General features: G+C 31.4%; 20 protein-coding genes, 1 tRNA gene and 1 riboswitch. Of the genes, 16 read left to right on the forward strand and 5 right to left on the reverse strand.

The window, feature by feature from the left end:
- The first annotated feature begins 1 nt into the window (after nt 1).
- The 13 genes from ABDX67_RS03685 to ABDX67_RS03745 all read left to right on the forward strand — a co-directional run bounded on the left by ABDX67_RS03685 (nt 2) and on the right by ABDX67_RS03745 (nt 14,782).
- Complete coding sequence (locus ABDX67_RS03685) at nt 2–331, forward strand: FtsL-like putative cell division protein (protein ID WP_347173606.1); 330 nt, start codon at nt 2–4, stop codon at nt 329–331.
- A gap of 2 nt (nt 332–333) precedes the next feature.
- Nucleotides 334–2,355, forward strand: coding sequence for a penicillin-binding protein (locus ABDX67_RS03690; RefSeq protein WP_430438036.1), 2,022 nt, complete (start codon nt 334–336; stop codon nt 2,353–2,355).
- Nucleotides 2,356–2,360: 5 nt separating this feature from the next.
- Complete coding sequence (locus ABDX67_RS03695; protein ID WP_347173607.1) at nt 2,361–3,824, forward strand: UDP-N-acetylmuramoyl-L-alanyl-D-glutamate--2,6-diaminopimelate ligase; 1,464 nt, start codon at nt 2,361–2,363, stop codon at nt 3,822–3,824.
- A gap of 2 nt (nt 3,825–3,826) precedes the next feature.
- Complete coding sequence (mraY, locus tag ABDX67_RS03700; protein WP_347173608.1) at nt 3,827–5,053, forward strand: phospho-N-acetylmuramoyl-pentapeptide-transferase; 1,227 nt, start codon at nt 3,827–3,829, stop codon at nt 5,051–5,053.
- Nucleotides 5,053–6,390: a UDP-N-acetylmuramoyl-L-alanine--D-glutamate ligase gene (gene murD, locus ABDX67_RS03705; RefSeq protein ID WP_347173609.1), complete on the forward strand. Its 1,338-nt coding sequence runs from the start codon at nt 5,053–5,055 to the stop codon at nt 6,388–6,390. The genes mraY and murD overlap by 1 nt, the downstream gene beginning before the upstream one ends.
- Nucleotides 6,391–6,396: 6 nt before the next feature.
- On the forward strand, nt 6,397–7,587 hold the full coding sequence (locus tag ABDX67_RS03710) for an FtsW/RodA/SpoVE family cell cycle protein (RefSeq protein WP_347173610.1): 1,191 nt from the start codon (nt 6,397–6,399) through the stop codon (nt 7,585–7,587).
- Complete coding sequence (murG, locus tag ABDX67_RS03715) at nt 7,571–8,668, forward strand: undecaprenyldiphospho-muramoylpentapeptide beta-N-acetylglucosaminyltransferase (RefSeq protein ID WP_347173611.1); 1,098 nt, start codon at nt 7,571–7,573, stop codon at nt 8,666–8,668. Before ABDX67_RS03710 ends, murG begins: the two co-directional genes overlap by 17 nt.
- Nucleotides 8,669–8,692: 24 nt before the next feature.
- Nucleotides 8,693–10,039 carry a UDP-N-acetylmuramate--L-alanine ligase gene (murC, locus tag ABDX67_RS03720; RefSeq protein WP_347173612.1) on the forward strand — a complete coding sequence of 449 codons (1,347 nt, stop codon included), beginning with the start codon at nt 8,693–8,695 and terminating at the stop codon, nt 10,037–10,039.
- Nucleotides 10,040–10,759 (forward strand): cell division protein FtsQ/DivIB, encoded by a 720-nt coding sequence (locus tag ABDX67_RS03725; RefSeq protein WP_347173613.1) that lies wholly within the window; start codon nt 10,040–10,042, stop codon nt 10,757–10,759. It begins immediately after the preceding gene.
- Between the two features lie 6 nt (nt 10,760–10,765).
- Nucleotides 10,766–12,088: a cell division protein FtsA gene (gene ftsA, locus ABDX67_RS03730; protein WP_347173614.1), complete on the forward strand. Its 1,323-nt coding sequence runs from the start codon at nt 10,766–10,768 to the stop codon at nt 12,086–12,088.
- 53 nt (nt 12,089–12,141) lie between these two features.
- Nucleotides 12,142–14,037, forward strand: coding sequence for a cell division protein FtsZ (ftsZ, locus tag ABDX67_RS03735; protein ID WP_347173615.1), 1,896 nt, complete (start codon nt 12,142–12,144; stop codon nt 14,035–14,037).
- Between the two features lie 116 nt (nt 14,038–14,153).
- Nucleotides 14,154–14,603 carry a GatB/YqeY domain-containing protein gene (locus ABDX67_RS03740; protein ID WP_347173616.1) on the forward strand — a complete coding sequence of 150 codons (450 nt, stop codon included), beginning with the start codon at nt 14,154–14,156 and terminating at the stop codon, nt 14,601–14,603.
- Between the two features lie 105 nt (nt 14,604–14,708).
- Nucleotides 14,709–14,782: transfer RNA gene (locus ABDX67_RS03745), tRNA-Arg, on the forward strand.
- A gap of 57 nt (nt 14,783–14,839) precedes the next feature.
- On the opposite strand, the gene ABDX67_RS03750 is transcribed toward ABDX67_RS03745, so the two are convergent.
- On the reverse strand, nt 14,840–15,724 hold the full coding sequence (locus tag ABDX67_RS03750; protein WP_347173617.1) for a ChaN family lipoprotein: 885 nt from the start codon (nt 15,722–15,724) through the stop codon (nt 14,840–14,842).
- Between the two features lie 125 nt (nt 15,725–15,849).
- Here ABDX67_RS03750 and ABDX67_RS03755 point away from each other — a divergent pair, with 125 nt between their 5' ends.
- Nucleotides 15,850–16,269, forward strand: coding sequence for a CBS domain-containing protein (locus tag ABDX67_RS03755; RefSeq protein ID WP_347173618.1), 420 nt, complete (start codon nt 15,850–15,852; stop codon nt 16,267–16,269).
- A 61-nt stretch (nt 16,270–16,330) separates the two neighbouring features.
- Here the strand turns inward: ABDX67_RS03755 and rpe are convergent, their stop codons facing one another.
- The 3 genes from rpe to ABDX67_RS03770 form a co-directional block, all read right to left on the reverse strand.
- Nucleotides 16,331–16,981 (reverse strand): ribulose-phosphate 3-epimerase, encoded by a 651-nt coding sequence (gene rpe, locus ABDX67_RS03760; protein ID WP_347173619.1) that lies wholly within the window; start codon nt 16,979–16,981, stop codon nt 16,331–16,333.
- Between the two features lie 392 nt (nt 16,982–17,373).
- On the reverse strand, nt 17,374–18,237 hold the full coding sequence (locus ABDX67_RS03765; RefSeq protein WP_347173620.1) for a sigma-70 family RNA polymerase sigma factor: 864 nt from the start codon (nt 18,235–18,237) through the stop codon (nt 17,374–17,376).
- Nucleotides 18,238–18,492: 255 nt separating this feature from the next.
- Nucleotides 18,493–19,107 (reverse strand): deoxynucleoside kinase, encoded by a 615-nt coding sequence (locus ABDX67_RS03770; RefSeq protein ID WP_347173621.1) that lies wholly within the window; start codon nt 19,105–19,107, stop codon nt 18,493–18,495.
- Nucleotides 19,108–19,270: 163 nt separating this feature from the next.
- On the opposite strand from ABDX67_RS03770, the gene ABDX67_RS03775 reads away from it, so the two are divergent.
- The gene (locus ABDX67_RS03775) at nt 19,271–20,023 is read left to right on the forward strand and encodes a hypothetical protein (protein WP_347173622.1); all 753 of its coding nucleotides are present in this window, start codon (nt 19,271–19,273) and stop codon (nt 20,021–20,023) included.
- A gap of 168 nt (nt 20,024–20,191) precedes the next feature.
- On the opposite strand, the gene metK is transcribed toward ABDX67_RS03775, so the two are convergent.
- The gene (metK, locus tag ABDX67_RS03780) at nt 20,192–21,466 is read right to left on the reverse strand and encodes a methionine adenosyltransferase (protein WP_347173623.1); all 1,275 of its coding nucleotides are present in this window, start codon (nt 21,464–21,466) and stop codon (nt 20,192–20,194) included.
- 287 nt (nt 21,467–21,753) lie between these two features.
- Nucleotides 21,754–21,879, forward strand: a riboswitch (SAM riboswitch).
- Nucleotides 21,880–22,001: 122 nt separating this feature from the next.
- Here metK and ABDX67_RS03785 point away from each other — a divergent pair.
- Nucleotides 22,002–23,294 (forward strand): O-acetylhomoserine aminocarboxypropyltransferase/cysteine synthase family protein, encoded by a 1,293-nt coding sequence (locus ABDX67_RS03785; RefSeq protein ID WP_347173624.1) that lies wholly within the window; start codon nt 22,002–22,004, stop codon nt 23,292–23,294.
- Nucleotides 23,295–23,330 lie beyond the last annotated feature (36 nt).

The following is a 23,330-nucleotide window of genomic DNA, read 5'->3' on the forward strand; positions in this document are numbered from 1 at the left end:
AATGACAAAAGCGAAAAGAAATATTTACGATTTATTACGTGGAAGTTTCCTTACAGATGCTTCGGCATTTAAAAATTGGCGCATTATCATTTTTGTTGTTGGTCTGTTATTATTTATGATTACTAGTGGACATAAAGCCGATAGTAAGGTTATTAAAATTGCAGAATTAAATAAAAAGAAAAGAGAATTAAGAGCAGAATATGTTGATACTGGAACTATTTTAATGCGAATGAAGATGGAATCAAATATTCGACAGAAGGTAAAATCTAGAGGAATATTTCCTTCCAAAACGTCTCCACAAAAAATTAAAATCATCCGAAAAACGAACTAACCTTGGCAACCATTAAAAAAAGCATATTAAACAAACTATATATAGTCACTGTTTTAATGACGCTTCTTTTTATCGTCATTATCGGACGAATTATCAACATCCAATATGTACAAGGTGATGAATACAGGAGGCAATCTGTAAAAAGTACTGTAAAAATCGATACAATTTTTTCTAACAGAGGAAATGTATATGCAGCCGACGGAAATTTATTAGCAACATCTATGTACAAGTACACAATCCGCATGGATTTGGTTGCTGTTAAAAGTTCAGTCTTCGAAAAAAACATCAAAGCTTTATCAAATTCATTATCAGAATTGCTTGGCAAACCAGCTTCTTATTATCAGCAAAAATTAAGAAATGCCCGTAAACGAAAAAACAGGTATTTGTTAATTGCAAGAAACTTAGGGTACAACGATTATATGAAAATGAAGCAGTTTCCTATTTTCAAATTAGGTCCCTATAAAGGAGGTTTTATCACAGAGCAAAAAACAGTAAGAGTAAAACCAATCGGAAAAATTGCAGAAAGAACAATTGGTTATGATGATTATCGTGGTGGTGCAGGAATTGAAGGTGCTTTTGCAAAATATTTAGAAGGAGAAAATGGCTGGAGATTAAAACAAAAAATTGCACAAGGTCAATGGAAGCCCATTAATGATGTGAATGAAAAAGAACCTATAGATGGTAGAGATGTTATAACAACAATAGATGTTAATATTCAAGATATTACACACCATGCTTTGTTAAGGCAAATGGAGTTTTTTGAAGCTGAACACGGATCGGCTATTGTGATGGAAACTGAAACAGGTGAAATTAAAGCAATTGCAAACCTTGGAAGAACATCAAAAGGAACCTATTACGAGAAAAGAAATTATGCAGTTTGGGAATCTCATGAACCAGGATCAACTTTTAAACTAGCAAGTTTAATGGCTGCTTTAGATGATAAAGTGATTGATACATCTACAGTTGTTGATACTGGAAATGGAATTTTAATGTTGCACGGAAGTAAAGTTGAGGATTCTCATCGTGGTGGTTATGGAAAAATATCTGCTGCAAGAGTTTTTGAAGTTTCTTCAAATGTTGGAATCGTAAAATTGATTAGAAAACATTACGATGCTGATCCTTGGAAGTTTATCAATAAAATGAAGTCTTTTGGGTTGGATCAAAAATTAGGATTGCAAATTCAAGGAGAAGGAAAACCTTTTATTCCGTATCCAGGAAACACAAGAAACCCTTGGAATAAAATATCTTTAGAATGGATGGCTTGGGGTTATGGTGTTTCAATTACACCATTGCAAATGTTAACATTTTATAACGCTGTTGCAAATAATGGTGAAATGATAAAGCCAAGATTTATCAAAGAGTTGCGAACACAAAATAAAACCGAAAAAGTTTTTGAGAAAGTAATTATTAAAGAAAGAATTGCAAGCCAAGAAACCATAAATAAGATTAGAAAAGTAATGGAAAATGTTGTTGTAAAAGGAACAGCAGATAATATTTATTCTCCAAATTTTTCTATGGCTGGTAAAACAGGTACTGCAAAAAAATGGATTGATGCATATACAGATAAAGAAGGAGAGTTTATAAAAGAACATTATTCAAGTAAATATTATGTTGCGTCTTTTGCAGGTTTTTTTCCTGCGGATAAACCTAAATATTCTTGCATTGTTGTAATTCATGAACCAAACAAAAAGAAAGGTTATTACGGAGGTATAGTTGCTGCTCCTGTTTTTAAAGAAATTGCACAAAAAATTTATACAACTACACCAATTAATGTACAACAAGTAACAGATCAGCCAACAATAACAGGAATAGATACAAAGTATCAAAACTATTATAAAAATGTACAAAAAGAACATGATGTGGTTCCTGATGTAAACGGAATGTCTGGAATGGATGCTGTTTCATTATTAGAAAATTTAGGATTAAAAGTAAAATTTAATGGTGTTGGAAATGTTGTAACACAATCGATACAAAAAGGAACAAAATTTAAAAAAGGAGATACAATTCTCTTGAAATTATCATAAATATATTGAAGAATTTAAAAGACATATTATATAAAGTATCCATTGAAGAAGTTCTTGGGTCAACCGATATTGAAATTAATTCAATTCAATTTGATTCTCGTAAAGTGAAATCGAATGATATGTATGTTGCGCAAAAAGGTGTAACAGTTGATGGCCATTTGTTTATAGAAAAAGCCATTTTATTAGGAGCAACAGCAATTATTTGTGAAGAATTACCTGAAGTAATTTTAGAAAATGTTTCTTACATCAAAGTAAAAGATGCAAAAAGTGCGTTGGCAATTTCTGCTTCAAATTATTTTGAGAATCCTTCATCAAAATTAAAATTAATTGGTGTTACTGGAACAAATGGTAAAACCACAATTGCATCTTTATTATATCAATTATTTAAAAAAGCAGGTTTTAAAGTTGGATTGCTTTCTACCGTTAAAGTTGTTGTTAACGATAAAGAATACAGCGCAACACATACAACTCCAGATTCTATTACCATCAATTGGTATTTAAACGATATGATTAACGAAGGCGTTGAGTATTGTTTTATGGAAGTGAGTTCGCACGGAATTCATCAAAAAAGAACACACGGTTTACATTTTGAAGGCGGCATTTTCACAAACCTTTCTCACGATCATTTAGATTATCACAATTCGTTCGCAGCATATAGAGATGTAAAAAAAGCATTTTTTGATTCCTTGCCAAAAACAGCTTTTGCTTTGGTAAATATTGATGATAAAAACGGAACGGTAATGTTGCAAAACACCAAAGCAACAAAAAGAACGTATGCGTTAAAAACCATTGCAGATTTTAAAGGAAAAGTTTTAGAAAAAAGAATGTCTGGAACTTTATTAACGGTAAACGGAACAGAAATTTGGTCTAAACTCATTGGTACATTTAATGCCTATAATTTATTAGCAATTGTTGGAACTGCAGAATTATGTGGTTTAGAAAAGCTAGAAATCTTAAGATTGGTAAGTGAATTAGAAAGTGTAAGTGGTCGTTTTCAGTATATAATTTCTAAAACAGGAATCACAGCAATTGTAGATTATGCACACACGCCAGATGCATTAAAAAATGTATTAGAAACCATTTCTGATATTAAAACTGGTAAAGAAAAAGTAATCACAGTTGTTGGGTGTGGTGGAGATAGAGATAAAACAAAAAGACCAAAAATGGCAAGAATTGCTTCGCAGTTTAGCAATCAAGCAATTTTTACTTCTGATAATCCAAGAACAGAAAACGCGCAAACGATTATCGAAGAAATGGAAGTTGGAGTTAGCAAAGAAAATATTGCAAAAACCTTGTCGATTGTAGATAGAAAGCAAGCTATAAAAACGGCTTGTAAATTATCTGAAAGTGGAGATATTGTGCTGGTTGCAGGAAAAGGTCATGAAGCTTATCAAGAAATAAATGGAGAACGATTTCATTTTGATGATTTAGAAGTTGTTACCGAATGTTTAATTCAATTAAATAAGTAAGAATGTTATATTATTTATTCGAATATTTAGAAAGTCAATTTAGTTTACCAGGTGCAAGTGTGTTTCAATTTATCACATTTAGAGCTGCTTTGGCATTTATATTTTCGTTGTTATTTTCAACAATCTTTGGGAAAAGAATCATCAACTTTTTAAGAAATCAACAAGTTGGAGAAACGGTTAGAGATTTAGGTTTGGAAGGGCAAGCTCAGAAATCTGGAACTCCAACAATGGGAGGAATTATCATCATTTTGGCAACCTTAATTCCGGTAGTCTTATTAGCAAAACTAGACAACATTTATGTAATCATATTAATCATAACAACCATTTGGATGGGTTTTATTGGTTTTGTAGATGATTATATAAAAATATTTAAAAAAAATAAAGGTGGTTTAAGCGGTAAATTTAAAGTGTTAGGTCAAGTTGGTTTAGGATTAATTGTTGGTTCTATGCTTTATTTTCATCCAGAAGTAACCATCAAAGAACAATTGCCAGTAGAGCAACAAATTGTACAAGAAAACGGAAGAAAACAAGTTTTTGGTGATGCGCATAAATCTACTAAAACAACCATTCCATTTTTAAAAGACAACGAATTAGATTACTCAAAAGCATTGAGTTTTTTAGGTGATGGTTATGAAACCTATGCATGGATTATTTTCATTTTTGTAGTTGTTTTTATTGTAACAGGAGTTTCTAACGGAGCAAACTTAACAGACGGAATTGATGGATTGGCTGCAGGTTCATCCGCAATTATAGTCATAACATTAGCCGTTTTTGCGTGGGTTTCTGGTAATATCATTTTTGCAGATTATTTAGATGTAATGTACATACCAAATTCTGGAGAAATGACTGTTTTTATTTTGGCTTTTGCAGGTTCGTTAATCGGATTTCTTTGGTACAATACATTTCCGGCTCAAGTTTTTATGGGCGATACAGGAAGTTTAACAATTGGCGGAATTATCGCAGTAATTGCTATATCAATCCGAAAAGAATTGTTATTGATTTTTTTAGCAGGAATTTTTGTAGTAGAAAATATGTCGGTGATTTTACAAGTAGGATATTTTAAATATACCAGAAAGAAATTTGGAGAAGGAAGACGCATTTTTAAAATGTCGCCTTTACATCACCATTATCAAAAATCGGGATATCACGAAAGTAAAATTGTAACGCGTTTTTGGATTGTTGGAATTCTGTTAGCCGTATTTACAATTGCAACTTTGAAATTACGATAATGAAAAGGTTAGCGATTCTTGGTGGAGGAGAAAGTGGTGTTGGTACAGCCATTTTAGCAAAGCAAAAAAACTATGAGGTTTTTGTTTCTGACAAAGGAACAATTGCAGAGAAGTATATAAAAGTTCTTTTACTTAATGATATTGAATTTGAAGAAAATCAACATACAGAAGCGAAAATTTTAAATGCTGATTTGGTGATGAAAAGTCCGGGAATTCCTGAGAAAGTTGCGTTAGTTCAAAAATTGTTACAAAAGCAAATTTCTGTGATTTCAGAAATAGAGTTTGCGAGTCAATTTACAGATGCAACGATTATTGGGATTACAGGATCAAACGGAAAAACAACAACAACACTGTTAACGCATCATGTGTTAAAAAAAGCAGGTTTACATGTTGGAGTTGCAGGAAACATTGGAGACAGTTTTGCGCAACAAGTTGCAGAACAGAGCTTTGATAAATATGTGTTAGAGTTGAGTAGTTTTCAGTTAGATGGAATTGAAAAATTCAATTCACATATTGCAATCATTACCAACATAACACCAGATCATTTAGATAGATATGATTATGATTTTAAAAAGTATGTCGATTCAAAATTTAGAATTACAAAGAATCAAACAAAAGAAGATTATTTGATTTATGATGCTGATGATGAAGCTTCAAATCAATGGTTAAAAGAGAATAAAACGAAAGCGCAATTAATTCCTTTTTCAATAGAAAGAGAATTAGAATTTGGTGCTTTTATAAAAGAAAAAAATATAATAACGAAAATAAATACAGAAGAATTTACTATGCCACTATCAAACCTAACCTTACAAGGTAAACACAATGTAAAAAACGCGATGGCTTCTGCTATGGCAGCTCAATTACTAAAAGTAAGAAAGCAAACAATTAAAGAAAGTCTTTCAAACTTTGAAGGCGCAGAGCATCGTTTAGAAAACGTACAAAAAGTAAAAGAAGTACAATACATTAACGATTCTAAAGCAACAAATGTAAATGCTACTTTTTACGCATTAGAATGTATGAATAATCCAACAGTTTGGATTGTTGGCGGAGTTGATAAAGGAAATGATTATCACGATTTATTGCCTTTAGTAAGAGAAAAAGTAAAGGCAATTGTGTGTTTAGGAGTTGATAATAAAAAAATTATTGAAACTTTTAGCAATGTTGTTGATATTATAGTAGAAACTGCTGGAGCAGAAGAAGCTGTAAAAGTTGCAGCAAAACTAGCAACAAGAGGAGACAATGTATTACTGTCGCCAGCCTGTGCAAGTTTCGATTTGTTTGATAATTATGAAGATAGAGGAAGACAATTTAAAAAAGCAGTAAGATCAATTTTATAAATTAAAGTGATACACCTACTCAAACATATCAAAGGAGATAAAACCATTTGGACAATTGTTGCAATATTGGCGATTTTTTCGTTTATGCCAGTGTATAGCGCAAGTACAAATTTGGTATATGTTGTAGGTTCTGGCTCAACATTTGGATATTTAATAAAACATATGATTTTATTAATTATGGGCTTTGTAATTATTTATGGAGTTCATAAAATTCCGTACAGATATTTTAGTGGAGGTTCTGTACTAATGTTGCCAATTATTATCTTATTATTAATTTATACCTTATCTCAAGGAACTACAATTGGTGGCGCAAATGCAAGTAGATGGATTCGTATTCCGTTTGTTGGTGTAGGTTTTCAGACATCAACATTAGCAGGATTAATATTGATGGTGTATGTAGCAAGATATTTAGCAAAGAACAAAGAGAAAAAAATAGAATTTAAAGAAAGTTTATGGCAATTGTGGTTGCCTGTTGCTTGTATCTTAGTGTTGATTTTGCCAGCCAATTTTTCTACCACAGCAATCATTTTTACAATGGTCATTTTGTTGGCATTTATTGGTGGATATCCAGCAAAATATATTGGGTTTATATTAGGAATTGGAGTTGTTTTTCTAACACTATTTATTTTAACAGCAAAAGCCTTTCCTGATGCAATGCCCAACCGTGTTGCTACTTGGGAAAGTAGAATAGAAAACTTTTCAAAAACTGATGGTGTAGAAGGATATCAAGTAAACAAAGCAAAAATAGCAATTGCAACTGGCGGATTAACAGGAAATGGACCTGGAAAAAGTGTTCAGAAAAATTTTTTACCACAATCATCGTCAGATTTTATTTATGCAATTATTGTAGAAGAATACGGGCTTGTTGGAGCATTTTCAGTGCTTTTTATTTATTTTTTATTGCTGTTTAGAATTATGATTGCAGCAAAAAAAGCCAATACAATTTTCGCCTCTTTGTTGGTGATTGGAGTTGGTTTGCCAATTATTTTTCAAGCAATGATAAATATGGCTGTTGCAAGTAATTTATTTCCTGTAACCGGACAAACATTACCGCTTATTAGTAGCGGTGGAACATCGATTTGGATGACATGTTTTGCACTCGGAATGATTTTAAGTGTAAGCGCTTCAAAAGATGAAACAGAAGAAACAATTTTAGATGATAATCCTTTAGATATTTTACATGAAGCAATCGATTAACATCATAATAAGTGGCGGTGGAACAGGCGGACATATTTATCCGGCGATTGCGATTGCAAATGAATTAAAGTTGCGATATCCTGAAGCAGAATTTTTGTTTGTTGGTGCAAAAGATAAAATGGAAATGGAAAAAGTTCCGCAAGCTGGATACAAAATAGAAGGATTGTGGATTTCTGGAATTCAACGAAAATTGACATTCAAAAATCTGTCGTTTCTTTTTAAACTGATTAGTAGTTTATGGAAAGCAAATAGGATTATCAGAAAATTTAAACCAGATGTAGCAATCGGAACGGGTGGTTTTGCAAGCGGACCAACATTAATGGTTGCAAACAGAAAAGGAATTCCGACGTTGATTCAAGAACAAAATTCGTATCCAGGAATTACCAATAAATTATTAGGCAAAAAGGCAAAATCAATTTGTGTGGCTTATGATAATTTAGAGCGTTTTTTTCCTGCTGATAAAATTGTGAAAACAGGAAATCCTGTTAGACAAGATTTATTAACAATTCATAATAAAAAAGAAGAAGCGCTAACTTTTTTCAAGTTAGATGCAACTAAAAAAACAATATTGATTTTAGGTGGAAGTTTAGGCGCAAGAAGAATCAATCAATTAATTGAAGAACAATTAGCTTTTTTTAAAAATCAGGATGTACAAGTTATTTGGCAATGTGGAAAATTATACACTGATGAATATCAAAAATATAGTCAGAAAGAAAATGTACAAGTGCATCAATTTTTAAACAGAATGGATTTAGCTTATGCAGCTGCAGATGTTATTATTTCTAGAGCTGGCGCAAGTTCGGTTTCGGAATTATGTATTGTTGGAAAACCAACAATTTTTATTCCGTCGCCAAATGTTGCAGAAGATCATCAAACTAAAAATGCAAAATCAATTGCAGATAAACACGGAGCAATTTTGTTAAAAGAAAGTGAGTTAGAAACGTTTCCAATTGTTTTTGAAACGTTGATGAAAGATAAAGGGAAACAACAAAGTTTAAGTGAAAATATTAATGAACTGGCGTTACCAAATGCTACAGGTCATATTGTAAATGAAATTGAAAGATTATTAAATAAAGAATGATGTCTCCTCGATCAGACACGTAATATGAATTTAAATACTATACATAACGTTTATTTTATAGGTATCGGCGGAATCGGTATGAGTGCGCTTGCACGTTATTTTAAGGTAAATGGTAAAAACGTAGCAGGTTATGATAAGACGCAAACAAACATTACTGTTGGTTTAGAAGAATTAGGAATTGCTATTCATTTTGAAGATTCAGTAGAAAATATTCCAGCTAATTTTCTGTCAAAAGAAAAAACATTGGTTGTGTTTACGCCTGCAATTCCTAAAGATCATATAGAATATAATTATTTAAAAAATGCAGGTTTTACTATTTTAAAAAGAGCAGAAGTTTTAGGTAAAATAACAGAAAACACATTTTGTTTGGCAGTTGCAGGAACACATGGAAAGACGACAACATCGTCAATTTTGGGGCATATTATGCAACCGAGTAAAGCAACTTCTTTTTTAGGCGGAATTGCAGAAAATTACAACTCGAATTTAATCTTAGGAGAAGATAAGATTTCTGTTGTGGAAGCAGATGAGTTTGATCGTTCTTTTTTACAATTATCGCCAAATATTGCCTGTGTAATATCTATGGATGCAGATCATTTAGATATTTATGGCAGTCATAATGAGTTGATTAATACGTTCAATGATTTTTCAAATAAAGTGTCTGATAAATTAATTGTTGCAAAAGGATTGCCAATTGATGGATTGACGTACGCAATTGAAGAAGATGCAGATTACAAGGCTTTTAACCTTAAAATAGAAAGAGGTAAATATATTTTTGATGTACAAACGCCAACGGAAACTATAAAAAATATTGAATTTTATTTACCAGGAAAACACAATGTAATGAACGCATTGGCAGCATTGGCAATGGCAAATGAATATGGAATTCCGCTTGAATTAATCAAAGAGCAATTAAAAACGTTTAAAGGAGTTCAGCGTAGATTTTCATATAAGATAAACACACCAGAATTAGTGTTGATTGACGATTATGCGCATCATCCAACAGAGATAAAAGTAGTAGAGAATTCGGTTAGAGAAATGTATCCAAAAGAAAAAGTGTTGGCGGTTTTTCAACCACATTTATTTAGTAGAACTAAGGATTTTGCTGATGATTTTGCTACCGAACTTTCAAAATTTGACGAAGTATTGTTGTTGGATATTTATCCAGCAAGAGAATTGCCAATTGAAGGTGTAAATTCTGAATGGTTGTTGCGTAAAATAACTTCAAAAAATAAAAAGTTAGTAACAAAAATCGAAGTAATTTCTGAGATTCAAAAATCATCCGCAAAAGTAATTGTGATGATTGGAGCGGGAGATATTGGAGTTTTAATAAATGATGTGGTAAAAGAATTAAATCAAAAAGAAATATATTAATTGAAAAAAGCAACAACATATCTGTTTTTTGTACTATTAATAGCATCTTTGGTGTTTTTATATAGTTTTTCTTCGGTTAAAAATTCGAACAAAAAAATTAAAAAAATAACTATAGAATTTGCAGAAGGAAATAATGATTTTTTAACTCAAGAAATGGTTAATAAATTGTTAATACAAAATAGTAAAGAGCTTACAAATCAACCAAAATCTGTTATAGATTTACAAGAGTTAGAACATGCTGTGCTTTTAAATCCATATATAGAAAGTGCAACGGTTTTTTACACAATAGATGGTGAGTTAAAAACAATAGTAAAACAGCGTACGCCAATCGCAAGAGTTAATAGTGTTAATTCGTCTTACTACATTGATAAACATGGGTTTAAAGTCCCTTTATCAGATAATTATTCAGCAAGAGTAATACTGATAACAGGCAATATAAATAAAGAAAATTTACAAGAATTTACAAAGTTTGTAAATGTAATTTTAGCGGATGATTTTTTGAAAAAAGAAATTATTGGCATTGATAAAACGCAGAATAATGAATTTATTTTAAGCGTTAGAAGTGGGCAATATAAAATTGAGTTTGGTTTTTTAGAAGATATTAATGTAAAATTTAAAAAATTAAAGGCATTTTATAATAAAGCATTTGTTGATAAAACAATTGAGCAGTACAAAACAATAAATTTAAAATATCACAACCAAGTTGTGTGCGCAAAATAAAACAAGATGGAAAACAATAAAATAGCAGTAGGTCTTGATATTGGTACAACCAAAATTGTTGCCATGATTGGTAAGAAAAACGAATACAATAAATTAGAAATCTTAGGTATTGGTAAAGCTAAAAGTTTAGGTGTAAAAAGAGGTGTTGTAAGTAATATTACTCAGACAATTCAGTCTATTCAGCAAGCGGTAGAAGAAGCAGAAAGCGTTTCTGGACAAAAAATAGAAGAGGTTGTAGTAGGTATCGCTGGGCAACACATTAGAAGTTTACATCATAGTGATTATATCACTAGAAATAATGCTGAAGAAGTTATTGATGTAAATGATATCGATAATTTGGTAAACCAAGTTCATAAATTGGTAATGCTTCCTGGAGAAGAAATTATCCATGTATTGCCACAAGAATTTAAAGTAGATAGTCAAGGAGAAATTAAGGAGCCTATCGGAATGTATGGCGGAAGATTAGAAGCAAATTTTCATGTTGTTGTTGGGCAAGTTTCATCCATTAGAAATATTGGACGTTGTGTAAAAAGTGCAGGTTTAGATTTGTCTGATATTACTCTAGAACCTTTGGCATCTGCATCAGCAGTTTTGAGTCAAGAAGAAAAAGAAGCTGGAGTTGCTCTGATTGATATAGGAGGCGGAACTACTGATTTAGCAATTTTTAAAGATGGAATTATTCGTCATACAGCGGTGATTCCGTTTGGTGGAGGAGTAATTACGGAAGACATAAAAGAAGGTTGTTCAATAATTGAAAAACAAGCTGAATTATTAAAGATAAAATTTGGTTCTGCGTGGCCTGGAGAAAATAAAGAAACAGAAATTGTTTCAATTCCTGGTTTAAGAGGAAGAGAACCAAAAGAAATTACGCTAAAAAATTTATCTAAAATAATTCATGCAAGAGTTCAGGAAATTATTGAGCATGTGTATTTAGAAATTAAAAATTATGGACACGAAACTGCAAAAGGAAAATTAATTGCCGGAATTGTGTTAACAGGTGGTGGAGCACAATTGAAACATTTACGTCAGTTAGTAGAATATATCACAGGAATGGATGCAAGAATTGGGTATCCAAACGAGCATTTAGCTGGTGATTCTGATGAAGCACTTTCTAGTCCAGCTTACGCAACCGCTGTTGGTTTGTTAATGGAAGGTTTAGAAAAAGAAGGAAAAGAGTTTGTTGCAGAAAAAACTGAAGAAGAAATAGCAAACGCAGATGTAGATACTTCAGAAGAACCTGTAGTTGAGGAAAAACCGGTTGAAAAAAGAAAATCTTTTTTCGACAAGTTTACAGAGCGTTTCAAAGAGTTTTTAGACAACGCGGAATAAAAAATTAAAGAATAAAAAATAATATATAAACCCTATAAAATAGAAAAGTTATTATGAGCGATGAATTCGATAACATTTCATTTGAAATGCCAAAATCACAATCAAATACTATTAAAGTAATTGGTGTTGGTGGTGGTGGAAGTAATGCTGTAAACCACATGTTTCAGCAAGATATCAAAGGAGTAGATTTTGTAATCTGTAATACAGATGCACAGGCTTTAGAAAATAGTGCAATTCCAAATAAAATTCAACTTGGAGCAGACTTAACGTCTGGTTTAGGCGCTGGAGCAAATCCAGAGATTGGAGAAAAAGCAGCTCAAGAAAGTTTGGCTGAAATTCAGCAAATGTTAAGTACACAAACCAAAATGGTTTTTATAACTGCCGGAATGGGTGGTGGAACCGGAACAGGTGCTGCACCAATAATTGCTAAAATAGCCAAAGACATGGATATTTTAACAGTTGGTATTGTTACAATGCCTTTTCAATTTGAAGGAAGAATGCGCTCAAATCAAGCTCAAATTGGAATAGATACATTAAGAAATAATGTAGATTCTTTAATTGTAATCAACAATAATAAATTAAGAGAAGTTTACGGTAATTTAGGGTTTAAAGCTGGGTTCTCTAAAGCAGATGAAGTGTTGTCTACAGCTGCAAGAGGAATTGCAGAAGTAATTACACATCATTACAAACAAAACATCGATTTACATGATGCTAAAACCGTGCTTTCTAATAGTGGAACAGCAATTATGGGTTCTGCAAAAGAATCTGGTGTAAACAGAGGCAAAAATGCAATTGTTAAAGCATTAGATTCTCCGTTATTAAACGATAATAAAATTACTGGAGCAAAGAATGTGTTGTTATTGATTGTTTCTGGAGTTGATGAAGTTACTTTAGATGAAATTGGTGAAATAAACGATTACATTCAGATTGAAGCTGGTTATGATGCCAATATTATTATGGGAATTGGTGAAGATGAAGCGCTAGGAGATGCCATTTCTGTAACAATTGTAGCAACAGGTTTTGCAGCAGATCAACAAAGTACAATTACCAATACAGAAGTTAAAAAAATCATTCATACGTTAGAGGATGAGCAAAAGGCAACTTATGATTTCTCTGAAAAAACAGTTACAAAATCAAGTACTTTAGAAACGCCAATAACCAATAAACCAGAAGCTAAAATTGTACATGTTTTAGAAGAAGATGTTGTTGAAGAGAAAGCAACATTGACTCCAACAACAGAATTCATCAATAATATTGATGTAGTTTATGAAGAAATTGAAAACGAAACAGTTTCTGATGATGATTTTATCATTACAGATGCAACGCCCATTGTAGAAGAGTTCGTTGAAGAAATACCAGCTCCAATAAAAATGGAAACCTTGTTTGATTTGCCTTTAAATAGTTATGAAGAAATCAAGCCAGAACAAAAAGAAGTCCGTTTTGATTTATCAATTGATGATGTTAACGAAATTGAAGTAAAAGACGTAACAGAAATTGTTGCAGAAGCAAGTGAAGTTGTTGAAAAAAGATATGTTTTAGAAGATTTTAAAACAGAACCAACTATTGGTAAAAGCTCTTTGTTGAGTCAACAAAAGCAAAACGTTGTTGAAGAAGATGAAGAATTAGTGCTTACTATAAAAACAAAAAAAGTTGAAGATATTGAAACAATTTCAGAAGAAATTTCTCCGTTAAGCATCACAATTTCTGAATTAGAAAAAACGGCAGAATTACGTCGTCAAAAAATGAAAGGATTCAATTATAAATTTGCGGATCAAGTGAATAAAAATATTGATGAAATTGAAAAACAACCAGCTTACAAAAGGTTGGGTGTAGATTTAGATGAAGTAAATTCTGATTTAAGTAAATCTAAAACTACATTAAGCACAGATGCTAATGATGATGCACAATTGCGTTCTAATAATTCTTTTTTACATGATAATGTAGATTAATAATTTTCAAAAAAAAACAATCAACTATTCCCTAAATTATTTGATTATTTTTTAAAAATTCCTAAGAGATTAGGAATTTTTTTTATGCCTATATTTGTAGTCCCAAAAGCGAAAATATGAGTTTAGAGAAATTAATAATGGATCAAATGAAAGCAGCAATGAAATCGAAAGATACGGTTGCTTTACAAGCATTAAGAGCTGTAAAATCTGCTATTTTATTAGCAAAAACAGAAAATGGAGCAGGAAGTGAACTGCCAGAAGATTTAGAATTAAAAATTTTACAGAAACAAGTAAAACAACGTAAAGATAGTGCTGTAATTTTTTTAGAACAAGGAAGGCAAGATTTGGCTGATCCTGAATTGGCAGAAGCAGCAATAATTGAACAGTTTTTACCAGAAGCTTTATCAGAAGAAGAAATAGAAAAAGTTGTTGTAGCAACAATAGAAAAAATTGGTGCTGCAGGAATGAAAGATATGGGAAAAGTAATGGGAATGGTTTCTAAAGAATTAGCTGGACAAGCAGATGGAAAAACGATTTCTACTTTAGTGAAAAAGAATTTAGCGTAAAAAACAATAACGACTTCTTAATTCTAGTGAAGTTGAAGCAAGAAAAAGAGAGAAATACCTTAAATCTAGAATTTGTAGAGATTATTTAAAAGAAATATTAAAAAAGGCTCCATAGTTCAACTGGATAGAATATCAGGTTTCGGCCCTGACGGTTGAAGGTTCGAATCCTTCTGGAGTCACAAAAAAAAGCAAGTAAAATATCTTTACTTGCTTTTTTGTTTTAGATAAATTATGAATTATCTTTTTGTTTGTGTCATGTTATCAGCAACAACAATTGTATAATTTGCAATAGTTGCTTTTTCTTCATCCGTCATTTTATCCCATTCTGATTGCATAACTGTTGTAACTGATGTTATTTTTAATCCAGGTTTTATGTTGTTGATCCACCAAATAATTCCTTGATTGTAATTTGAGTGATAAGAACCTTCTATGTGAAATAAAAAATCTCCTTCATTAAAATTTTTCAAAGAAAAATACGCCATTGTTGCGTCTTTTGCTGCTTGCGCTGTTTGAATGTTTAACATGTTAGGAGGAACGTGTCCGCCCATCATTTTTGCCATTTCTGCATATGCTTTTACTGTTGGGTCAAATAGGTTTTCTAAATCTGGACCAATCATTGCTAAAGCCTGCGGACTTAATTCTTTTAATACTCCAATTCCTTTTTTATTTATCATAGAAGCATATCTTCTAGGAATATTAGTTGCTATAAAACGTAATTTTTTTTCTTTAGCAAACTCAACTAAAGGTTTGTAATCTGTTTGATAATTGCCCCACAATTGTGTAATTTCTGGAAGCATTTTTTTCTCATCATAAAATCCAGCTAAATATTCGTCGAGCACTAATTGGTTACCATTTTCGAACATTTCTGCGCCAAAAAATAATTTATCTCCTTTTTTTTCATAAAAACTTTTAGCCATTTCTATTTGTAACCAATGAGAAATTGGGTTTGTATGATATTCACCAAAAAACACCATATCGCTTTTTGCAAGATCTCTAATCATTTTCTTGTATTTAACAATTTTTCCTTTTTGATCGAATAATTGATATGCAGGTTTGTCTTGAGAAAACGATAAACTAATAAAAGAAATAAGAAAAAAACCTGTTGCTATTATGTGTTTCATATGAAAAATATTTAATTGATGCGTTCTTAATATAACTCAAATTTAAAGGAAATTATGTGATTTTTGTCATATTAAAACCATTTTTTTAGTTGGAAATTAGTACTAGAATTTAAAACCAATTAAAGATGAAAAGAAGAGAATTAGTATCAAAAATTATGTCGACCAACTTAATAACTGTTAATCATACAAACAATTTAGTTGAAGCAGAAAAGTTATTTAATGAGAATAGTATTCGTCACATTCCTGTTGTAAGTGGTGATGATATAATTGGAATGTTAAGTTTAACAGATTTATTGCGTGTTAGTTTTGTAGATGCTTATGGAACTGATGAAAATGAAGTTGATACAGCAGTTTATAATATGTTAACCATTGAGCAAGTTATGGCTAAAAATCTTGTTTCTGTGACTTCATCACAAACAATAAAAGAGGTTGCTGAGATTTTAGCAAAAAATGAGTTTCATGCTTTACCGGTTGTGGACAATAATAAATTGGTAGGTATTGTTACAACAACAGATTTATTAAATTATTTATTAGAGCAATATTAATTGCTTTAAAAAGAAAATCCGAAGCAATTGCTTCGGATTTTTTTTGGTTGTAAATTATAATTTATAAAGCTTTTAAATTAGCAATTGTTGCTGTCGGATTATCACTTTTAAAAACAAAACTTCCAGCAACCAAAACATTAGCCCCAGCTTCTATCAAAGCATTTGCGTTTTGATCTGTTACTCCGCCATCAATTTCAATTTGACAATTTGAATTAGAGAATTCAATTAAATGTTTTAGTTGAGTTACCTTTTTGTACGTATTTTCTATGAATGATTGTCCGCCAAAACCAGGATTTACACTCATAATACATACTAAATCTAAATCAGCAATTACATCTTCTAAAACCGCAATTGGCGTATGTGGGTTTAAGGCAACTCCAGCTTTCATTCCTGCTGCTTTTATTGCTTGAATTGTTCTGTGTAAATGTGTACATGCTTCGTAATGTACGGTTAATATATTGGCGCCTAAATCAGCAAAAGTTTGAATATATCTATCAGGATCTACAATCATTAAATGCACATCAATTGTTTTTGTAGCGTGTTTAGAAATTGCTTCTAGAACAGGCATTCCAAAAGAAATATTTGGCACAAAAACACCGTCCATAATATCAATATGAAACCAATCTGCTTCACTATTGTTTACCATTTCGATGTCGCGTTGTAAATTGGCAAAATCTGCCGCTAAAATTGAAGGTGCAATTAACTTGTTCATTTGTTTATTGTTGTGTTGTTATTTTGCAAAGGTAATTAATTTGTGATTGAAAAAAACGAAGCAACCTCTTAAAAATGGAGCAATAATTTCTAAAATAAATGCGATTAGATAGACAGATAGAAAAATTGACTTTTTTTCTATTTGATAAAGTAAAAAGTTTATTGAAAGGTTTAGCCCTGATTGAAGTGGCATCCTTTTTATAGCCTTTTTTAGTATGCGTGATTATGAGGAATGAAGTAACTTCATGCTTAATATAAGATTTCCGCAGTTTACAAAAAAGTAAACTTGGCAATGACTGCTATAAAAAGATACAATGAAAAGCAGGAAATTGCTTCAAAAAAAAACTCCCGAAATAAATTCGAGAGTTTTAAATTTTATAGTGAGAGTAATGATTAACCTAAGTAAGTCATTAAAATTTTACTTCTTGATGTGTGTTTTAATCTACGAATTGCTTTTTCTTTAATTTGTCGAACACGCTCGCGAGTTAAATCGAATGTTTCACCAATTTCTTCTAAAGTCATTGGTTGATGTTCTCCTAAACCAAAGTATAATTTTACTACATCTGCTTCTCTTGGAGTTAATGTTTCTAACGCTCTAGAAATTTCTACCCGTAAAGATTCGTGTAATAATGCTTTATCAGGATTTGGAGATTCTCCTGAGTTTAATACATCGTATAAGTTAGAATCTTCTCCTTCAATTAAAGGTGCATCCATAGATACGTGACGACCAGAATTTTTCATTGATTCCTTTACGTCATTTACAGTCATGTCTAATTTCTTAGCAATTTCTTCTGGACTTGGCGGACGCTCATTTTCTTGCTCTAAGAAAGCGTACATTTTATTAATCTTGTTAATAGAACCAATTTTGTTTAATGGTAAACGTACAATTCTAGATTGTTCTGCTAGCGCTTGTAAAATTGATTGACGAATCCACCAAACAGCATAAGAGATAAATTTAAATCCACGAGTTTCGTCAAAACGTTTAGCGGCTTTAATTAATCCTAAATTACCTTCATTAATTAAATCTGGTAAAGTTAATCCTTGATTTTGATATTGTTTAGCAACCGAAACAACAAAACGTAAATTTGCTTTTGTTAATTTCTCTAAAGCAATTTGATCACCAGCTTTAATGCGTTGTGCTAATTCTACTTCTTCATCAGCAGTAATTAAATCAACTTTTCCTATTTCTTGTAAATATTTATCTAATGATGCAGTTTCTCTATTAGTAACCTGCTTGGTAATTTTAAGTTGTCTCATTCTATTTTACTGGTTTTATTAAAGAGCAATAGTACTCTACATACCTTTATACGTTTAATTATTAATTTTTGTTACAAAAAATTACAGATATTTTTTTAATAAAGAATATTAACTTTGTTTTTACTGTTGCTCTATTGTGAGTTTTTTCAATTATTTTTTGTAAATTGCTCTCTGATAGGTATTGGGGGATGTCTATCAAAACACAAAAAAGCCATTTACGCTTGTAAATGGCTTTTATTTTTTAAACAGTTTGTTTTAAAATAATCCATTTATTTGAGCATCAATTCTATCAATAATATATCCTAAATCTTCTTGGTTGTCAACAAAATCTAGATTGTCAACATCAATAATTAATAGTTTTCCTTTTTTATAAGTAGAAACCCAAGCTTCATAACGCTCGTTTAATCTGCTTAAATAATCTATACTAATAGAGTTTTCGTAATCTCTTCCTCTTTTATGAATTTGTCCAACTAAATTTGGAATGCTAGAACGTAAGTAGATTAATAAATCTGGTGGAGTTACTAATTTTTCCATCAACTCAAATAAAGAACTGTAATTTTGAAAATCTCTATTTGTCATTAGTCCCATAGCATGAAGATTTGGTGCAAAAATATGTGCATCTTCATAAATGGTTCTGTCTTGAATTATTTTTTTACCAGTTTCTCTTAATTCTAAGATTTGTCTAAATCGACTATTTAAAAAGAAAACTTGTAAGTTAAAAGACCAGCGTTCCATTTCTGCGTAAAAATCATCTAAGTATGGATTTTCATCAACAGATTCAAAATGAGGTTTCCAGTTATAATGTTTGGCTAATAATTTGGTTAAAGTTGTTTTACCTGCTCCAATATTTCCTGCAATGGCTACATGCATAATTTATTTTTTCTATAAGGTTTGAAAAGGGTCGATAAAGTTAATCAAATTTTAGAATTAGCAATGCATTTAGCAAATCAATTTATACCTGAAGTTACTCAGGTTTTAACGTTTTTGTTTAAGTGTAGTTTTTTTAATTCGAATTTGTATGTATTTTTGCAGGATGAATTTTAGAATTGCAACCGCTTTGTTTTCTTCATTTTTTAAAACCTTAGGGTATTTATTTCTATTTATTGTTTTCGGACTTTTTTTAGATAGTACTTACATGTCAACTATTTTTCCACAAACACAACATTTGGCAACTTTTGTAATGTTAATTGGATTTGTAATTCTATATTTTCGTTCTGCTTCAAGATTAAGAGAACAAATGATTTATGCAGTAATTATTGGTTATATTGGTGAGCATTTATTTTCTATTGGGTTAGGAATGTACACATATAGATTAGGAAATATTCCGCATTATGTTCCGCCAGGACATGCAATAGTTTTGGTAGCAACCATCTATTTTTGTAAAGAAGCAATTGTTAAAACATATCGAAAATTACTTGAAAAGATATTTACCATATTCATTCTAATTTATGCCTTATTATTTTTAATTTTTGCTGGTGATGTCTTTGGATTTGTAATGTCTTTACTCGTAATTTTATTATTGAGAAATAAGCCAAGGGAACGTTTGTTTTATCTAACAATGTATATTTCTGTTGCATTTGTAGAAATTATTGGAACCAATTATGGTTGTTGGTATTGGCCAGAAACTGCTTATGATGTTATTCCGTTTTTAAAGAGTGCAAATCCACCAAGTGGAATTAGCTTGTTCTATTTTTTATTAGATTTAGGTAGTTTGTGGTTGTATAAAAAGCGTCATAAAGTAGCTTGGGCAAGAATGAAGAATATAAGAAAATTGAGGGAGAATTAAAGTGTTTCGCTAACTTAAATGATATCGATCGTTTCAATGTATTATATCAGCAGTTAGCGAAGTTATCTAAAGATAAATTTAGAAACAAACTATATTGTTATTTCATAAAAACAAAAAGCCTCAAACAAATTTGTTTGAGGCTTTACTAAATATTTTAAATAAAGAGTTTTAGAAACTAAAAGCTTCTTTAACTTTATCTACGTAATCTAATTTTTCCCAAGTAAAAGTTTCTACTTCTTGCGAAACGGTTTCTCCCATTGGGTTTGTAAAAGTTACTGTTTTTGTTTCTGGAGTTCTTCCCATATGTCCGTAAGCAGCTGTTTCAGAATAAATTGGCGTTCTTAATTTTAAACGTTGTTCAATAAAATAAGGACGCATATCAAAAATACTTTCTACAATTTTACTAATTTCTCCGTCTGTTAAATTTAAGGTTGATGTTCCATACGTTTCAACATTAATACTTGTTGGTTTTGCCACTCCAATTGCATAGGAAACTTGTACTAAAACTTCTTTACAAACTCCAGCAGCAACTAAATTTTTAGCAATATGTCTTGTTGCATACGCTCCAGATCTATCAACTTTAGAAGGATCTTTTCCAGAAAAAGCCCCACCACCGTGAGCGCCTTTTCCACCATAGGTATCAACAATAATTTTACGTCCTGTTAAACCAGTATCTCCATGTGGTCCACCGATAACAAATGTTCCGGTTGGATTGATATGATACGTAATTTTATCTGTAAATAATACTTGAATATTTGCTGGTAATTTTGAAATAACTCTCGGAATTAATATTTCTTTAATGTCTGCATTAATCTTTGCTAACATTTTATCATCATCTGCTTTTTTATTTCCTGTTTTTACAAAATCATCATGCTGTGTAGAAACTACAATGGCATCAATTCTTTGCGGAATATTATCATCAGAATATTCAATAGTTACTTGAGATTTTGCATCTGGACGTAAATAGGTAATGTCTTTATTTTCGCGTCTTAATTCTGCCAATTCAATCAATAAACGATGCGATAATTCTAACGCCAAAGGCATATAATTTTCGGTTTCGTCTGTTGCGTAACCAAACATCATTCCTTGATCTCCAGCGCCTTGCTCTTCTTTATTTGATCTGTCAACTCCTTGATTGATATCTGGAGATTGTTCGTGAATTGCAGAGAAAACTCCACAAGAACTTCCATCAAACATGTACGCACTTTTTGTGTAACCAATTTTGTTAATTACATCTCGTGCAATTTTCTGAACGTCTAAATACGTATTTGATTTTACTTCACCAGCCAACACAACTTGTCCGGTTGTAACTAAGGTTTCACAAGCAACTTTTGATGTTGGGTCAAAAGCTAAAAAATTATCAATTAATGCGTCAGAAATCTGATCTGCTACTTTATCTGGGTGTCCTTCTGAAACAGATTCAGAAGTAAATAAATATGACATAATTATATCTTTATTTTAAAAATTAAAACCTAGAAAAAAGAAAGGATTGCTCTGGTGGGCGAAAGTAGTAGAAATTACTGCTTTAGCTTTTTTTATAGAGGTTGCAATCAGTTCAAATTTTTCCTCGAAAATATTCTCAGCAAAGGTACGTCTTAAATTCAAACAAAAAAATAAAGTGCCTAAAAAATGTATATACGAAGTATATAAAAAAATAAATCAAAATAAATTTGGATATTAAGTTTTTCTTACTGAATATTTGCGCTCAGAAAGTTCATCACTTATTGACAATGTTATCAAGAAAGGCAGAGGGATTAGACCCATTGAAGCCTTAGCAACCCTTTACACTTAGTAATGAAGGTGCTAAATTCTACTCAATTTCAGATTCATTTATCGCGAAATTAGATAGATAACTCAAAAAACAATTACTGACGAGTACTTGTAATAATTCTTTATAACATTTTTCTAGTAAGTACATCAATTTATTGATGCATTTGACTTTTGATTTAATCATTTATTAACTCAAAAAACAAGAAAAATGAGTACACAAAAATTCGCAACCAATGCGTTGCACGCCGGACATGATGTTCAGCAAAACGGAGGAACAAGGGCAGTTCCAATTTATCAAACAACCTCGTATGTTTTTAACAATTCAGAACATGCAGCAAATCTTTTTTCGTTAAAAGAATTAGGGTTTATTTACACGCGATTAAACAATCCTACAAATCAAATTTTACAAGATCGTTTAGCGGCTTTAGAAGGCGGCGTTGGAGCAGTTGTTTTTGCTTCTGGAACCGCAGCAATTTCAACAGGTTTACTTACACTTTTAAAAGCTGGAGATCATATTGTGGCTTCAAGTAGTTTGTACGGTGGAACCTTTAATTTATTAAATGTAACGTTGCCAAGATTAGGTATTACAACCACTTTTGTTGATGCAGATAATCCAGATAATTTTGCAGCTGCTGTCCAGGAAAATACAAGAGCATTTTTTGTTGAATCTTTAGGAAACCCTAAGTTAGATGTGTTGGATTTAAAAGCAATTTCTGTACATGCAAAAGCAGCAAAAGTTCCTTTTATTGTAGATAATACAGTAGCAACTTCTGTGTTGGTAAAACCTATTGAACACGGAGCAGACATTGTCATTCACTCTTTAACAAAATATATTGGCGGACAAGGAACTTCGTTAGGAGGAGCAATTATTGATGCAGGGACTTTTAATTGGGCAAATGGAAAATTCCCAGAATTTACGGAGCCTTCTGCTGGTTATCATGGTTTAAAATACTATGAAACTTTAGGAGCTGCATCTTTTACTTTTAAATTGATTTTAGAAGGATTGCGTGATTTTGGAGCTGCAATAAGTCCAACAAACGCATTTAATATTATTCAGGGTCTAGAAACTTTACCAATTAGAATTCAACAACATTCTCAAAATGCATTAGCATTGGCAAAGTGGTTAGAAACGAAAGAAGAAGTTGCGTGGGTAAATTATCCTGGATTAGAAAGTAGCAAATATAAAACGTTGGCAGATAAATACCTGCCAAACGGACAAAGTGGATTGGTAACTTTTGGAGTTAAAGGTGGATTTGAATCAGCAAAAACAATTGCAGATAATACGAAGCTATTTTCATTATTAGCAAATATTGGCGATACCAAATCATTAATTATTCATCCTGCGAGCACAACACATCAGCAATTATCAGAAGAGGAGCAAAAAAATGCTGGAGTTTCTCAAGATTTAATAAGGCTTTCTGTGGGTATTGAAGATGTTGAAGATTTAAAACTTGATTTACAAGCAGCTTTTGCTAAAATTCAGGATGCAATTTTAGTATAAACTTTAAACCTCACAGGTGTTAAGCCTGTGAGGTTC

Origin of the sequence: Polaribacter uvawellassae (assembly GCF_039748955.1) — a bacterium.
GTDB lineage: Bacteria > Bacteroidota > Bacteroidia > Flavobacteriales > Flavobacteriaceae > Polaribacter > Polaribacter uvawellassae.